11 protein-coding genes are annotated in these 15,267 nt (G+C 70.0%); 2 read left to right on the forward strand and 9 right to left on the reverse strand.

Going from position 1 to position 15,267, the window contains the following annotated elements:
• Positions 1-106: 106 nt before the first annotated feature.
• The 3 genes from ACFY3D_RS21280 to ACFY3D_RS21290 all read right to left on the reverse strand — a co-directional run bounded on the left by ACFY3D_RS21280 (position 107) and on the right by ACFY3D_RS21290 (position 2,936).
• Positions 107-712, reverse strand: coding sequence for a hypothetical protein (locus tag ACFY3D_RS21280; RefSeq protein ID WP_389981611.1), 606 nt, complete (start codon positions 710-712; stop codon positions 107-109).
• 122 nt (positions 713-834) lie between these two features.
• Complete coding sequence (locus ACFY3D_RS21285) at positions 835-2,232, reverse strand: HAMP domain-containing sensor histidine kinase (protein WP_362898908.1); 1,398 nt, start codon at positions 2,230-2,232, stop codon at positions 835-837.
• 29 nt (positions 2,233-2,261) lie between these two features.
• The gene (locus ACFY3D_RS21290; RefSeq protein ID WP_350950292.1) at positions 2,262-2,936 is read right to left on the reverse strand and encodes a response regulator transcription factor; all 675 of its coding nucleotides are present in this window, start codon (positions 2,934-2,936) and stop codon (positions 2,262-2,264) included.
• A gap of 303 nt (positions 2,937-3,239) precedes the next feature.
• Between ACFY3D_RS21290 and ACFY3D_RS21295 the strand changes: the two genes are divergently transcribed.
• Together ACFY3D_RS21295 and ACFY3D_RS21300 are read left to right on the forward strand one after the other, a co-directional pair.
• Positions 3,240-3,995 (forward strand): lytic transglycosylase domain-containing protein, encoded by a 756-nt coding sequence (locus tag ACFY3D_RS21295; RefSeq protein WP_389981613.1) that lies wholly within the window; start codon positions 3,240-3,242, stop codon positions 3,993-3,995.
• Between the two features lie 60 nt (positions 3,996-4,055).
• Positions 4,056-6,032 (forward strand): glycosyltransferase family 2 protein, encoded by a 1,977-nt coding sequence (locus ACFY3D_RS21300; protein ID WP_389981615.1) that lies wholly within the window; start codon positions 4,056-4,058, stop codon positions 6,030-6,032.
• Positions 6,033-6,125: 93 nt separating this feature from the next.
• Here the strand turns inward: ACFY3D_RS21300 and ACFY3D_RS21305 are convergent, their stop codons facing one another.
• The 6 genes from ACFY3D_RS21305 to ACFY3D_RS21330 form a co-directional block, all read right to left on the reverse strand.
• The gene (locus tag ACFY3D_RS21305) at positions 6,126-7,520 is read right to left on the reverse strand and encodes a tannase/feruloyl esterase family alpha/beta hydrolase (RefSeq protein ID WP_389981617.1); all 1,395 of its coding nucleotides are present in this window, start codon (positions 7,518-7,520) and stop codon (positions 6,126-6,128) included.
• Positions 7,517-8,548 carry an alpha/beta fold hydrolase gene (locus tag ACFY3D_RS21310; RefSeq protein WP_389981619.1) on the reverse strand — a complete coding sequence of 344 codons (1,032 nt, stop codon included), beginning with the start codon at positions 8,546-8,548 and terminating at the stop codon, positions 7,517-7,519. The genes ACFY3D_RS21305 and ACFY3D_RS21310 overlap by 4 nt, the downstream gene beginning before the upstream one ends.
• Before the next feature lie 19 nt (positions 8,549-8,567).
• Entirely contained in the window at positions 8,568-9,890 is a 1,323-nt protein-coding gene (locus ACFY3D_RS21315) for an MFS transporter (RefSeq protein ID WP_389776375.1), read from the reverse strand.
• Positions 9,891-10,086: 196 nt separating this feature from the next.
• Complete coding sequence (locus tag ACFY3D_RS21320; protein WP_389981621.1) at positions 10,087-11,928, reverse strand: helix-turn-helix domain-containing protein; 1,842 nt, start codon at positions 11,926-11,928, stop codon at positions 10,087-10,089.
• Between the two features lie 357 nt (positions 11,929-12,285).
• Positions 12,286-13,032: a 3-hydroxybutyrate dehydrogenase gene (locus tag ACFY3D_RS21325; protein ID WP_350950285.1), complete on the reverse strand. Its 747-nt coding sequence runs from the start codon at positions 13,030-13,032 to the stop codon at positions 12,286-12,288.
• Between the two features lie 148 nt (positions 13,033-13,180).
• Positions 13,181-15,136 (reverse strand): tetratricopeptide repeat protein, encoded by a 1,956-nt coding sequence (locus ACFY3D_RS21330; RefSeq protein WP_389981623.1) that lies wholly within the window; start codon positions 15,134-15,136, stop codon positions 13,181-13,183.
• Between the last annotated feature and the right edge of the window lie 131 nt (positions 15,137-15,267).

The raw sequence follows: 15,267 nt of genomic DNA on the forward strand, positions 1-15,267 counted from the left end.
TCCGTACCCCTGGCCTTCGCGGGATTCCGGTGCCCCATGCGCGCCTGGCCCGGGTGCCCGGGTGCCCGGGTGCCCGGGTGCCCGGGTGGAGGAGGGACGGGGTCTGTCAGGGTGGCAGTCGCACTCCGGGGGCCGCGAGATTGCGGAACTCGAAGCAGCCCCGGTCGCCCATCGTCTCCGGGGTACCGGGGAAGAGCCGGGTGACCTCGACGCTCCAGATGCTCTCCTGCTTGTTCTGCCGGATGGTGCAGGTGATCTGGGCGAGGGCCTCCTTGGTGACCTTGCCCTGGCCTGTGATGATCACGTTCAGCCGGTAACCCAGGTTGTCGTTCGGCTCGTTGCGCTGATCGGTGTTGTCGGTGTTGTCGGAGTAGCGGGTCGTCTTGGTGTCGTAGTGGCTGAAGTCGTTGAGCGCGCTGGTCAGCCCCGCCTTCGGCGGCTGCTTGCCGGCCCGGAAGAGCGTGTCGATGATGTTCTTGGCCGAGTCGGAGACCACCGGGATCTTGACGGGCTCCAGCCGGCCGTCGCGGAGCAGATAGACCGTCACCCAGGTGGGGCTGTAGCTGATCACCGGCGGACGGCCGTAGTCCTGGACCTCGGTGGGGGAGATGCCGCATCCGCCGAGCAGCAGGGAGGCGGAGAGCAGGCAGGCGAGCCACCTCGCACCGGAAACGGCCGGCCGGGCGAGCCACCTCCTGCCGAGGGATGTCATGGGGATGAGCCGTCTTCCGCCGAGGCCGGTCGGGAGGGTGGGCCGTCCGCTGTGGGGGACGGTCAAAAGGACGGGCCGCCTCCTGCCGAGGGCCGTCGGGCCGTACGGGCGGGTGAGCCGTCTCATGCCGGGGGGAGCCAGACCGTGAAGAGGGTTCCCGGCCGCTGCGCGCGGACCGAGATCGTGCCGCCGTGCAGCTGGGCGTTGGCCCGCGCGATGGACAGGCCGAGCCCGCTGCCGTCACCCCGGGCCCCGGCCTTGTAGAAACGGTTGAACACGAAGGGCAGATCCTTCGCAGGGATGCCCTTGCCGTGGTCGCGCACCTTCACCTCCAGGCCGTTCGGGGTGCTGCGGGCGGTCACCATCACCGGGGGCTCACCGTGGCGCAGGGCGTTGCCCACCAGGTTGGCGACGATGACGTCGAAACGCCTGGGGTCGACGGAGAACGTGAGTCCCTCCGGCACGTTCACCCGTACCCGGTCCGACCAGCCGCGCGTGTCCAGGCAGTCGCAGACCACGTCCACGATGTTCACGGTGTCCACGTTCAGCGTGGCCGTACCCGAGTCGAACCGGCTCGCCTCGATGAGCTGCTCGATCAGGGTCCGCAGCCGTTCGATCTCGCGCAGCACGAGCCGTACGGCCGTCGCGGGCTCGGGCGGCAGGCGTTCCGCCTCCTCGGAGAGCATGTCGGTCACCGCGGTCATCGCGGTGAGCGGTGTCCTGAGCTCGTGGGAGACGTCGGCGACGAAACGGCGGGACATCGCCTCCAGCGAGCGCAGCTCGGTGACGCTCCGCTCCAGGGCGGCGGCGGTGTCGTTGAACGTGGCGGTGAGCTCGGCGAGCTCGTCCTGGCCGTGTACGGGCAGGCGGGTGTCCAGGTGGCCCGCTCCGAGCGCCCGGGCCGCCGAGCCGAGCCGCCTCACCGGCAGCAGGAGCTGCCTGGCCGACACCAGGCCCAGGGAGAGGGCGATGATCAGCATGGCGACGCCGGCGACGGCGAGCGGCTGCCGCAGGCCGCTCAGGAGCCGGTCCTCCTCGATGAGGGGGGCGAACACGTAGACGATCATCCCGGTGGGCTGCGCGGTGTGGATGGGCTCGATCCGCCAGACGGGGGTGCCGATGAGCAGCCACATGTCGCCGCGGATGGTCATGCGCTTGGCGACCATCCGCTGGGTGGCCCTGGCGGCGAGGTCGCCGGGAACGTCCTTGGTGCCGAAGTCGCCGTCGGGGTAGACGTACTCCTCGTAGCGGACCACCACCCTGCCGCCCTGGGGACGCAGGCTCCGCTGCAGCGTGCTGATCTCCTCGTCGGTCGGTGGGCCGTCTCCCGGCCAGAGTCCGCCGACGGGCACCCTGATGCCCTCCAGGGTGTCGCGTACGTCGCTCACGGCCACATGCTCGGCACGTCCGATCATGCGGCTCTTGACGAACTCGTAGCCGATTCCCGCGACGACCGCGGAGGCGGTGACGGCGATCAGGGTGAAAGTGATCACCAGGCGCCCGCGCAGACCGGTGTACATCCGCCGGAGAGCGGGAGGGAGCGCCGGTCTCACGGCGGGCTGAACCGGTAGCCGAATCCCCGTACCGTGTGGATGAACTCGGGCTCGGCGGGGACCGCCTCGATCTTGGCGCGGACCCGTTGGACGCAGGCGTCGACGAGCCGGGAGTCGGCGACGTGGGTGTGGTCCCAGACGGCCCGCAACAGGTATCTGCGGTTGAGCACCTGGCCGGGGTGGCGGACGAGTTCGAGCAGGAGTCGCAGTTCCGTGGGGGTGAGGTGGACCTCGCGGCCCCCCAGCGCCACCTTGAGCGCGCCCCGGTCGATGACCAGGTCGCCGAAGGTGATGCGGTCGGAGGCGACCGACTCCATCCGGCGCAGGACGGCGCGGATGCGGGCGTCAAGCACGCGGGGTTCGACCGGCTTGACCACGTAGTCGTCGGCCCCCGCCTCCAGTCCCACGACGACGTCGAGGTCGTCGCCCCTGGCGGTGAGGAGGATCACCGGCAGCTGGTCGAGCCTGCGGATACGGCGGCACACCTCGACGCCGTCGATGCCGGGCAGCATGACGTCCAGGATGGCGATCTCGGGTCGGCGCGTTCTGATGTGCTCAAGGGCCTCCTCACCGCTGGTGTACGCGGTGACGGAGTGTCCCTGCCGGGTGAGTGCGAGCTCCAGCCCGATCCGGACCGAGGGGTCGTCTTCGACGAGAAGGATGCCTGCCACCGGGTAATCATTCTCCCAAGGCTTGGTTGGTTCCGCTGGGTCACAAAACCCAGACATAACGCAAACAGTACCTGAATTAGGTGGTCAGACCACGATTCGGGCACTTTCATGATCATCAATGTGGTCGAAGTTATCCCATAAGGCAAAATGTGAGCAAAATCACTCCCATGCTTTCATTGCCGGGAAAGTACCCGTGGCCTGGTGGTTGTGTCACCGGAAACCCCTGCGGGTACGGCCGAGCGCCGACCAACTCTTCCGTTCCGGTTGCGGACCACCCCCCTCCCCACGGCAAGCTCATAGGTCGTGAGTCCAGGATCACAGGAACTGAAGGAGCGCTCGGCACCCGGCGCCCGCCGTGCGAGCCGCAGGGCCGGCAGAGGGAAGGCCGACGCGGGGAAGGCCGACGCGCCCAGTTCGAAGCGCGGCATGACCACCAAGCGGGCCCTCATCCTGGGCACCGCGCTCGTGGTGCTGGTGGGCGTGGGTGCCTTCACCGCCTACACCGCCGTTCAGAACGCCTCGGCACCGAAGACGACGCCGCTCACCCTGGACGAGATGGCGCAGATGCTCGGCTCCGACCCGTTCGGCTCGGACCTGGAGTCCGACATGCTGAAGGCCCAGGCCGCGCAGGCGCTCAAGGCCGACAAGATCGCCGCCGAGCGCGACAACCGCAAGGCGCTCAACCAGGTCAAGATCGTTGACGAGGCGCCCGGCGGTGGCGGCTTCAGCCCGCAGCAACTTCCCCCCGGCACCTCCAACCCGACCGGCAACAGGGCACTCGGCAAGCAGATGCTGGACGCCAGAGGCTGGTCCGGCGAGTGGGGCTGCCTGGAGAAGCTCTGGATGAAGGAGAGCGGCTGGAACGAGCGCGCCATGAACACCTCCAGCGGCGCGTACGGCATCCCCCAGTCCCTCCCCGGCCACAAGATGGCGAGCGCGGGCAGCGACTGGCAGACCAACGCGGCCACCCAGATCGAGTGGGGGCTGGGCTACATCAAGGGCCGTTACGGCTCGCCCTGCGGCGCTTGGGCCCATTCCCAGGCCAAAGGCTGGTACTGAGAGACCAGGAGTCGGCAAGTCTGATCGCCTCCCGGCGTCCCGCGCCGCACCCTTGGCCGCATGGACGTGAAGGTCAGCGTGGTGGTGCCGGTGCACAACCCCGGTGATGGCGCCGACGCCTGTATCCGGTCGGTGCTGGAACAGTCGATGGCCTCCGAGGACTACGAGGTCATCTTCGCCGACGACGGCTCCGACGACGGGATCCAGCAGCGCCTCGACACCCTGGCCGCGGTGCGGTCGAACGTCAGGGTGCTCCACCTGGAGCGGACCGGCTCGCCGATGCGCGGCCGCAACCTCGCCCTCATGGTCGCCAGGGGCGAGTACGTCTACCTGCTGGACCAGGCCGACCGCCTGGAGAGGGACGCTCTGGAGCGGATGTACGCGCGGGCCGTGGAGACCGGGGCCGACATCCTCCTCGGACGGCTGATCAACGACCGGAGGCCGTCCTCCGCGGTCTTCGACGCCGACCGCGAGAACGCCGACATCGTGCGGGACCGGCTGCTCACGCTGCTCACCCCGCACAAGCTCTTCCGCAGGGCCTTCCTCGACGCGGAGGCGCTGAACTTCTCCGACCCCGGCGGCCTCCTGGCCGAGCAGACCTTCGTGCTCCGCGCCTATCTGCGGGCCGAGAACATCGTCGTCATGGCCGACGGGGTCTGCTGCCACGTCACCGAACGTCAGGAACCGCCGCAGGACCCCTACGTCTGGGCCGCGGAGCTGCGCGAACTGCTCGATGTCATCGACGACGAGGTCCCAGAAGGCCGTCGGCGCGACCGGATGTACGCCCAGTGGTTCCGCGGCGCGGTGCTGCGACGGCTCGGCGGGAACCGGTTCGTCACCTCCTCCGCGGATCGGGCGGTCACCTTCACGACCCTGCGCGAGCTGGTCGTCCAGCGCTTCCCCCCGCGCCTCGACCTCCTGCTGCCCGTACCGCTGAGGGTCCGTGCCGCACTGCTCCGCGCCGGCAGGCTCGACCAGCTCGTCGTGCTGGCCGGAGCCATGCGCGGCGTCCACCTCCAGGCCGACCTCGACGACCTCGCCTGGGACGACGGCGCGCTCACCCTGCGGCTCACCGTGGAGATGACCCAGGCCGACGGCACCCCCATGCGCTTCGTCCCCTACGGGGAGGGCGGCCTGCTCTGGGAGCCTCCCGTCCCCCTCGACGGGCTCCGCCTGCCGCCCGAGATGGCCGACGTCAGCCAGGCCGCGGCCAAGGCGCGGTTCGAGGTCTACGTCAGACACGAGGACACCGGGACGATCCACTTCCTGCCCTCGGACTGTTCGATGATCCGCTGCCGTCACCGCAACGGGGTCAGGCTCCAGATCACGGGCACCGCCCGGCTGGACATCGACTCGGCGGCCATGGACGGACCGCTGCCGCCGGGACTGTGGGAGATACACGTGCGCATGTACGGCGGGGTGCAACAGGCGAGCACCCGGGTGACGGGGTCGCCGCTGAACTGCACGGGAATGGTCGCCGACTGCTCCAGGCGGCTCGTCGTCCCCTGGTGGTCCGACAGGGGGGAGCTGGGGATCTGCGTGGAACCCCGCTCGTTCCCCGAGTCGATCGTCCTGGTCTCACCGGGTACGACGGTGATCAGGCAGCGCAAGCACGTCTTCGTCGTCGTGCCCGTGCCCTACGTGCCGCCGAGCGGAGGGCCGCCCGCGGAGCTGGTGTTCCGCCAGGCCGAAGGCAGGGAACGCGAGGTGACCGCGCCCGCGCTGGTCGAGCCCGGTGTCCCGGGGGAGCTGGCGGGACGGCTGATCGCCAAGATCCCGACCAGGCTCGCGTACCGGGAGGGGTTCCTCGCGCCGGGGATCTGGGCGCCGTTCCTGCGGGTCGACGGCGAGGAGACCGGGCTCCGGTTCAAGGTGGAGATGAACCGCGGCGGCCGGGTGGAGATCCGTAAATCCGCCGCCGCCGAGCCCTCCGAGCCCTGGTACCCGCTGCTGAAGCGGGTCGCGCTGCGGATACCGCTGGTCAGGAACGCGGTCCGGGTGACCAAGAGCGTCCAGCGGCGCTACATGCTCAACTGATCCGGCCGGCGCCGCACGGCCCGTCGGGGCGGTGCGGCGCCGGGCCGTCATACGGGTCCGGGTCGGCGTGTCCGGCGGTTCAGGGGAGTGGGGTCACGCTCTCAGCCGGCACTCATTGGGCAGGTCACCGGTCGAGGGCCTCGGCAGCGTCGCGCTCGGCGGCGGGTTCTGCCCGCGCTCCACCCAGCTCTCCAGGGTCTCGAAGGCGCTGCGGAAGCACGGCAGCAACGGGCGGAGTTTGTCGGGGTAGGAGGCGTAGAGGCTGTCCACGTGGGTGCCGTCGGTGATCCGGTAGTAGCGGAACGGCCGGCGATCGCCGACCATGTCCGCGTAGACGTCGCCGGAGCGGGAGATCGGCAGCAGCGTGTCCAGCGTGCCGTGGATCGTGATCAGCGGCTTGCCGATCCGGCCGGTGAGCCCGATCTTCCGCACCGCCGCGTACGGCTTGCGCGCGTCGTAGTCGTAGTCGGCGTCGCAGGCCGGGGTGCCCGAGGAGCAGAAGGGCGTGCCCGCGTCGGTGTCACCGTCGAAGGAGGGGTCGAGTTCCTCGCGGTAGACGCGCTGGGTCAGGTCCCAGTAGTACTGGTGGTGGAACGGCCACAGGAACTCCGAGCCACGGGCGAAACCCGCGTCGTACATCGCCTGGGTGTCACCCGCCGGATAGGCCCGCAGCGCCGGAGGCAGGTAGTTGAGCAGGTTGTCGCCCTTGACCCGCCAGAGCGTGCCCTCCCAGTCGATCCCGCCGTCGTAGAGCCAGGACCGGTTCTCCAGCTGCCAGCGGACCAGGTATCCGCCGTTGGAGATGCCCGCGGCGTAGGTCCGCTTGGGAAGCCTGCCGTAGCGCTGCGTGACGACGGCCTTGGCCGCGATCGCGATCTGCGTGACCCGGTCGTTCCACTCGGCGACCGCGTCACCGGGCTTGCGGCCGTCCTTGTAGAAGGTGGCGCCGACGTTGCCCTTGTCCGTCACCGCGTAGGCGTACCCCTTGGCCAGCGCCCAGTCGGAGACGGTGAAGTCGTTGGCGTACTGCTCCCGGTTGCCCGGGGTGCCGGTGACCACCAGCCCGCCGTTCCAGTCGTCCGGCAGCCGCAGGACGAACTGCGAGTCGTGGTTCCATCCGTGCGTCGTGTTGAAGGTCGAGGTGTCGGGGAAGTAGCCGTCGATCTGGATGCCGGGCACGCCCTTCGGGTTCACCGCTCCCGCCGGGTGCAGGCCCGCCCAGTCGGCCGGGTCGGTGTGCCCCGAGACGGTCGTGCCCGCCGTCGTGAGGTCGTCCAGGCACGCCTTCACCTGGTGCTCGGCCCCCGGCACCGTCACCCGGTTCAGCTTGGCGCAGTGCGCCGGCGCGGTCCCCGCACTCGCCGCGGGCGCCCCGGCGAGGACCGTCAGCGCGGCGAGCCCGACGGCGACGACCCCAGCCACCCGGCCGCGTCCCCTGGCGCCACTTCTCGCGCTGTTTCCAACGCCGCTTTCGCCACTACTACTCATGGTCGGCTCCGCTTCAGGTGGTCGGAGAGGGCGGCGCGGAACTCGGCGGGCCGCTCGATGTGGGGGCTGTGGCCGCAGTCCAGGACGACCTCGGTGTACGGGCCGTACCGCTCCAGGACGGTGCGGGTCTGGGTGACCATCGGCTGCGCGGGGGTGCCGGGCGAGCCGGGGACGGCCCCCAGGGCGCCCAGGTGGGCCAGGTCGAAGAGCGAGGTGTCGGAGATGATCACGTCTGCCTCGCCCCGCACCCACAGGATCGGCGGCTTCGGGTCGATCGTGTGCAGGTCGTCGAGCCGGAAGTGCGTCGGGGCGAACGAGTTGAGCACGCCCCGCGTACCGGGGCGGACCCCCGGCCACTCCTCCGACGTCACCGCGTCGCCGGGGTAGTGGTCCTCGCCGACCCTCGTGGACAGCAACGACGCGACCAGGGCGTCCTCGTCATCGATCACCGTGCCGGGCTTCACGTACGTGGTGCGCATCACGTTCCTCGGCGAGACCGGGGAGTCGCCGGAGGTGTCCCCGGCCGCGAGCAGCTTCACGAAGTCGGGGTTGGCCGCGCCCGCCCCGGAGCCGGTGCCGTCGGGGTGGTTCAGCACGCCGTCGGGGCCGTGCGTGCCGCCGAAGCCGTACGGGGAGACCGGGTTGACGAGCGTCACACTCCGTACGGCGGCCGGCCGGTCGCGCAGCGCCTGCAGCACGACGCCGCCGCCCATGCTCCAGCCGACCAGGTGCACGCCGTCCAGCCCGAGGGCGTCGAGGAGGGCGAGCACGTCGTCGGAGTAGTCCCGCAGGCCGCGGGTGGCGTCGACAGGGGCGGGCTCGGTGTCGCCGAAGCCTCGCAGGTCCACGGCGAGCGGCCGATGGCCCGCCTCGGCCAGGGCGAGCAGCGTGGCCCGCCAGAAGGCGGCGCTCGACACGTTCCCGTGAACGAACAGCACCGTCTCGCCGCTCTCCGAGGCGCTCCCCACGACCGACAGGACATTCTGGGTGATCCGGTCGGTGGGCACCGGCCGGTTCTCGATGTGCATCAGAGTCTCTCCGTACGGTTCAGCGGGTGGTGGTCTTGGCCTCGTCGGGGGTGCCGATGGTGACGAGGTCGCGTCCCCTGGTCTCGCGCGAGACATACACGGTGATCAGGGTGAGCACGGCGGCTCCGGCCACGTACAGCATGATCGGGAACGCCGACCGGTAGGTGTCCAGCAGGGCGACCGCGATCAGCGGGGCGAGGGCGCCCGCGACGATCGAGGCGAGCTGCGAGCCGATCGAGACGCCCGAGTAGCGCATCCTCGTCGCGAACAGTTCGGAGAAGAACGCGGCCTGCGGGCCGTACATCGCGCCGTGCAGGATCAGTCCGACGGTCACCGCCAGGGTGACCGCGGCGAAGCTCTTGGTGTCGATCAGCGGGAAGAAGGCGAAGGCCCACAGACCCACCCCGGCGGCGCCGATCAGGTAGACCGGCCTGCGGCCGAGCCGATCGGAGAGCGCCCCCCACATCGGGATCGAGACGAAGTGGACGGCCGACCCGATCAGTACCGCGTTGAGCACGAGGGGCTTCGGCAGTCCCGCCTGTGCCGTCGCGTAGACCAGCACGAACGCGGTGATCACGTAGTAGGAGACGTTCTCCGCGAAGCGGGCGCCGATCGCGATGAGGACGTCCCGCCAGTGGTATCTGAAGACGTCCACGATCGGCAGGGACGGCGCGGGCTCGGCGTTGGCGACCGCCTGCTGGAAGACCGGCGACTCGCTGATGGAGAGCCGGATCCACATGCCGACCAGCACCAGGACACCGGACAGCAGGAACGGGATCCGCCAACCCCAGCTCACGAACGCCTCGTCCGTCTGGACCGCGGCCAGCACCGCCAGCACGGCGGTGGCGAGCAGGTTGCCGCCGGGGGCGCCGGCCTGCGGCCAGGAGGCCCAGAAGCCGCGGCGCGCGGCGTCGCCGTGCTCGGAGACGATCAACACCGCGCCACCCCACTCGCCACCGAGGGCGAAGCCCTGGACGAGCCGGAGCAAGGTCAGCAGCAGCGGTGCCGCCATGCCGATCGCCGCGTGAGTCGGCAGGCAGCCGATCAGGAAGGTCGCCCCGCCCATCAGCAGCAGACTGATCACCAGTAGCTTCTTGCGACCGAGCCGGTCGCCGAAGTGCCCGAAGACCAGCGCGCCCAGCGGGCGGGCCACGAAGCCCACCGCGTAGGTCAGGAATGCCAGCAGGGTGCCCGTCAGCGGCTCCGACTCGGGGAAGAACAACTGCGGGAACACCAGTGCGGCGGCCGAGCCGTACAGGAAGAAGTCATACCACTCGATCGTGGTGCCGACGAGACTGGCACCGACGATCTTTCCGATGGGGGTACGGGTTTTCTCTGCCATCTCACTCACCAGGGGAAGTCGCTGTTGGGGGGATTTCGGCTACCGTACGTAGTGACCGGCGTCACTCCTATGGGTACGACCGCCATAGCCGACAGGTGCTCTATGTGGACGTGTGCGGCGGCCCTCCGCGAGTCGGCCCGGCCCCCGGCGAGTCGGCGCGGCCCGGTGTGGCCTGGCACGGTCCGGTGCGGCCCGGTCAGCCGCTGAGACGGTGCAGGCGCAGGGCGAGCTGGACCTCCAGCGCCCTGTCGGGGCTCTGCCAGTCGTCGCCGAGGAGCTGGCCGATCCGGTCCAGGCGCTGAGTGACCGTGTTGACGTGGATGTGCAGGGCCTCGCTCGTCCGCGACAGCGAGCCGCCCATGCCGAAGTACGCGGTGAGGGTCTGCACCAGAGCGGTGCCCCTGCGGGCGTCGTAGTCGATCACCGGGCCGAGCACCGAGGCGAGGAACGCCCCGATGTCGCGTCCCTCACCGACCAGCAGTCCGACGAAACCCAGCTCCCTCGCGCCGGCACCCTCCCCGGCCCTCCCCAGGGCCACCAGGGCGTCGGCGCAACGCTGCGCCTCCCGGTGCGCCGCGGCCACCTCGGTGGTGCCGCGCACGGGCCCTCCGGCGCCCGCCGTGGCCGGATGGCCCAGTGAGGCGCTCAGCTCGGTCGCGACCCGTTTGGCCAGCGGCCCCGGCCGGTCGCCGGGGAGCATCAGGACCACCTCGTCGCCGCGCTGCGCGGCGAGACCGTGGTGCATCGCCGCCTGGGAGGACGCCCAGAACGCGGCACGCTCCCGCCCACCGCCGTGGCGCACCACGACCACCACGTGGTCATGGTCCAGATTCACCCCGACCCGCCGGGCGCGGTCGGCCAGGCCGTCGAGCGCGGGCCGCGAGATCAGGTCGTCGAGCAGCTCACCCCTGACCCGGCCCTCCGCCTCGGCCACCGTACGCCTGAACAGCAGCAGCAACGCGGTCACCAGCGCGGCCCGCTCCAGGATGCGCTGGTCGGCGTCCGACACCTGGCCGCCGTTGCGCAGCACCAGTGTGCACAGCGGCTCCGCGCCCACGTCCACCGACGCGACCAGCAGATCTCCCTGCCGTACACCGCGCCCCAGCGCCCTCGACGAGCGCGCGGCGTCCGCGATCGCGTCCTTGCCCAGCGCGCCGTCCTCCAGGACGCGCGCGTCCCCGGCGATCGGGCGCCCGGCGTCGTCGAGCACCGCGAGCGAGCCGCCGAGCACCTCCGTCACCACCGCCGCCACGTCCTCGACCCCGCCGCCGCGCAGCACCAGGCCGGTCATCCGGTCGTGCGCGAGCGCGGCACGCTCCACGGCCTGGCTGTGCGCGCTCACCTGCCGGTTGGCCTCGCTGAGCTCCTCCAGGGCGTGCCTGGTCTCCTGCAGCAGCCGGGCGTTGTCGATCGCCACCGCCGCGTGCGCGGCCAGCGAGCCCAGCAGCACGACCTCGTCCTGGGTGAAGGGCCGTACGCTCCGGTTGGCCGCGAACAGCACCCCGATCACCCGCGCGCCCAGCTTGAGCGGCACGCCGAGGATGGCGACCAGCCCTTCCTCAAGCACCGCGTCGTCGATGTCGGTCTTGTGCCGGAAACGCTCGTCGGCGAAGTAGTCGGCGGTCGAGTACGGGGTGGCGGTCTGGGCCACCAGCCCGCCGAGCCCCGCGCCCATGGCGAGCCGCAGCGCCCGGAACTTCGCCGACACCGAGCCGTCGGTCACCCGCATCCAGGTGTCGCCCCGCTCGGGGTCGTGCAGCGTCATGTAGGCGGCGTCCGTGCCGAGCAACTGCCTGGCCCGGTGCACGATGGCCTCCAGGACGGCGTCCAGGTCCCGCAGCCCGGCGAGGTCGCCCGCCGTGTCGAACAGCGCCGACAGCTCCGCCTCACGCTTCGCCCTGCGCCTCAGCAGCGCCCGCACCCTCAGCGCGGCGAGCTTGGCCTCCTCCAGCTCCGCCAGCGCCTCCGCGCCGATCCCGTCGGACCTCGCCGCGAGAACGGGTCCCTCGAACTCGACGGCCGAAGCCTCCCTGGCCAACAGCTCGAGAAAGATCTGTGTTGTTTGCGACGCTGGCGCGTCGCGGTGAGGCCGCTCTTGTCCGGCTCCTTCCCTCGTCGAGGAAGATCGTTCGTTCCTCACGACCTCCCTCTCCTCAGTCCAGTCGCCGGCGCGGCCTCACGGGTAGTCCCACTACTGGGGACGCTGGTGCATTGCGGTGAGGGCGCTCTTGTCCGGCTCCTTCCCTCGTCGCTCATCGCTTCGCTCCTGTTGCTTGGCGACGCTGGCGCGTCGCGGTGAGGCCGCTCTTGTCCGGCTCCTTCCCTCGTCGGGGGAGGTCGCCGGCGCGGCCTCACGGCCCTCCTCAGTCCAGTCCTTGGGGCGACTTTACGGGGGTCAGCGGGCGGTCCAGCCGCCGTCTATGGGGAGGGAGGTGCCGGTGACGAAGGAGCCGTTCGGGCCGCAGAGGTAGGCGACGAGTTCGGCGACCTCCTCGGGCTCGATCAGCCGTTTGACGGCGGCAGGGGCGAGCATGATCTGCTCGATCACCTCGTCCCTGCCGATGCCGTGGGTTCCGGCCTGGGCGCCGATCTGGTTCTCCACCAGGGGGGTGCGGACGTAGGCGGGATTCACACAGTTGGAGGTGACGCCGTGGGGGGCGCCCTCCAGGGCGATCGTCTTGGACAGGCCTTCGAGGGCGTGCTTGGCGGTGACGTACGCCACCTTGTAGGGCGAGGCGCGGAGGCCGTGGACCGAGGAGATGTTGACGATCCGGCCCCAGCCGCGTTCGTACATCCCCGGCAGGACCTCTCTGACCAGCAGGAAGGGTGCCTCCACCATCACTTTGAGGATCTTGGAGAACACCTCTGGGGGGAACTCCTCGATCGGGGCGACGTGCTGGAACCCGGCGTTGTTCACCACGATGTCCGTACCGGGCGGGATCGCCCGTACGAAATCCGGTTCCGACAGGTCCGCGACGACGGGTGTGCCCGAGATCTCCGCGGCGACCTTCGCCGCCGCCTCGGGGTCGATGTCGACCACCAGCACGTGTGCTCCGGCCGCGGCCAGCCGGTGCGCGCAGGCGCGCCCGATCCCACTGCCCGCTCCGGTCACCACGGCTCGCCGACCCGCTAGGTCAATCATGCTGCCGAATCTAGGCAATGACCCGAATCCTGGCCCATGTCGCCCACCCCCACACTCCACCGTACGTTTATGTGGCGGATATCCGTCTGCCCGGGCTCGTCCCGTCGCCCGGCTCGGGACATCTCGGTGACGGAGGGCGGGAAGCGGGTCACCGTCCCGGAAACCACCGCGTGAGAAGCGATCGCCTTGCGTACCTTTTCCAGTGAGCGAGATGAGTGTGGACATTCACGGTGACCGGGTGTTCCGGCCCCAGAATCCGTTCGATCACCGGCACGAGCGCCTCGAACTGGCCTCTGGCGTCGGCCGCGTTCCCTGTCTCCCCGGTCAGGGAGGCGAGGTGGAAACGGACATTCAAGGTGGCCGGGTGTTCCGACCCCAAGACTCGTTCGATCACCGGTACCAGCACCGCCAGCTGATCCATCCCGCCGGTCGCGTCCCCCGCATCGCTCATCCACAGGGCGAGGAGGACGCGGGTGTTCAACGTGACCGGGTCTTCCGGGCCCAGCACTCGCCTGAGTTTCGATACCAGCATCGTGAACTGGTAGCGGGCGCCGGCCGCGTCTCCTGCTTTACCTGTCCATTGGGCGAGACTGGCCTGGATGCCGATCGTGGTGGGGTGGTGGGGGCCGAGTGTTTGTTCGGCCAGCGGTGTCAGTGCGGCGTACTCGTTTTGGGCGGTGGTCGCGTCTCCCGCTTCGCCTGTCCAGTGAGCGAGGCCGGCTCGGATGTTGATCGTGGTGGGGTGGTGGGGGCCGAGTGTTTGTTCGCTCAGGGGGAGTAGAGGTGTGAGGCTGTCTCGGGCGGTGGTCGCGTCTCCTGCTTCGCCTGTCCAGCGGGCGAGGTAGGCCCGGATGCCGATCGTGGTGGGGTGGTGGGGGCCGAGTGTTTGTTCGGCCAGCGGTGTCAGTGCGGCATATCCGTTTTGGGCGGTGGTCGCGTCTCCCGCTTCGCCTGTCCAGTAGGCGAGGCCGGCCCGGGCGTTGATCGTGATGAGGTGTTCGGAGCCCAGGATGTCCTCGATCGTCGCTGTCAGCGCCGTGACGCGCTTCAGGGCGTCGCTCGTGTCCCCCGCCTCTCCCGTCCAGTGAGCGAGGCTCAGCTGCAAACTCAGTGTGTCCGGGTGTTCGGGGCCGCGTAATCGTTCGGCCAGTGGTATCAGCGCCGTGAACCGGTCTCGGGCCTCGGTCTCGTCTCCCATAACTCCCGTGCAGTGGGCGAGGTTGGCGTGGGCGTCGAGTGTGTCCAGGTGTTCGGGGCCGAGTATTCGTTCGGTCAGTGGTACCAGTGTCGTGAACCGATCCCGGGCTTCGATCACCTCCCCTATCTCCCCGATCAATGAGGCGAGATGGAGGCGGGCGGTCACCGTGTCCGGGTGTTCGGGGCCCAGCGTGTCGTGCATGACGGCGTGGCGCCGCTGTTGCAGGGAGTGGGCGGTGCGGTAGTCACCGTTGGCGTGCAGGTAGTCGACGACGGAGCACACGGCGGGGGACTCGGGTGGCAGGACGGCGTGGACGTGGGGCAGCAGCCGGGCGTAGGCGGGCCAGGAGGAGGGATGCCCGGGCTCCGAGGGCAACGCTGCCTCGAGCAGGGCGGCCGCGGTGGCCCTGTCGGCGGCATGTTCGTCCTCGGTCAGCCCATCCACGATGACGGCCTGGACCTGAGGGGGCACGCTCACTCCCGGTCCGTCCTGCGACAGGTCGATCACGCCGTAGGAGGACAGCACTTCCAATGCGCCTGTGAGGGCGGTCTCCTCGGCGTCATCCAGGCCGTTAAGTACAGTGCGCGGCAGGTCGCTGGATGCATAGCAGGCCAGTACGCGCAGTACACGAATCGCCAGGGGATCGGTGGATGCGATCCGCGCGCTCGTCAGCACCCATACGCGGGCCACCGCCCGGTCGATATCGGAGCGTTGACGCGTTCCGGGCTCGGGGACGGCGCGCAGCAGGTGAAGATAGCGGGACAGATCCACGCCGGGGGTGTGGGCGACGTAAGCGCCGGCCTGCCGGAGTGCTGGTTGCGACCACTTCAGCTCCTCGGCCAGTTCCTCGGCTTGAGTGCGTTCGGTGTCGGCCACGGCACCACTCGTGGTCAGCAGCAGCTTCACCGCGTCCGTGGGGGGGCAAAGGAGTCAGCACTCTCCAACCCTGTCGCCCGGGGGTGATACCGCACCAGGATGTCGTAAATCCGTTATCTCCTCGCTTTGGTCACTGAGTGGCTCCGGGCCGTACGGGGAAC

Source organism: Streptosporangium sp. NPDC000509 (assembly GCF_042898365.1).
GTDB lineage: Bacteria > Actinomycetota > Actinomycetes > Streptosporangiales > Streptosporangiaceae > Streptosporangium.

Bases quoted from the DNA above. Each gene is read 5' to 3' on its own strand.
- ACFY3D_RS21280 (WP_389981611.1), bottom strand. From the start codon at position 712: ATGACATCCCTCGGCAGGAGGTGGCTCGCCCGGCCGGCCGTTTCCGGT.
- ACFY3D_RS21285 (WP_362898908.1), bottom strand. From the start codon at position 2,232: ATGTACACCGGTCTGCGCGGGCGCCTGGTGATCACTTTCACCCTGATC.
- ACFY3D_RS21300 (WP_389981615.1), top strand. From the start codon at position 4,056: ATGGACGTGAAGGTCAGCGTGGTGGTGCCGGTGCACAACCCCGGTGAT.
- ACFY3D_RS21305 (WP_389981617.1), bottom strand. From the start codon at position 7,520: ATGAGTAGTAGTGGCGAAAGCGGCGTTGGAAACAGCGCGAGAAGTGGC.
- ACFY3D_RS21310 (WP_389981619.1), bottom strand. From the start codon at position 8,548: ATGCACATCGAGAACCGGCCGGTGCCCACCGACCGGATCACCCAGAAT.
- ACFY3D_RS21315 (WP_389776375.1), bottom strand. From the start codon at position 9,890: ATGGCAGAGAAAACCCGTACCCCCATCGGAAAGATCGTCGGTGCCAGT.
- ACFY3D_RS21325 (WP_350950285.1), bottom strand. From the start codon at position 13,032: ATGATTGACCTAGCGGGTCGGCGAGCCGTGGTGACCGGAGCGGGCAGT.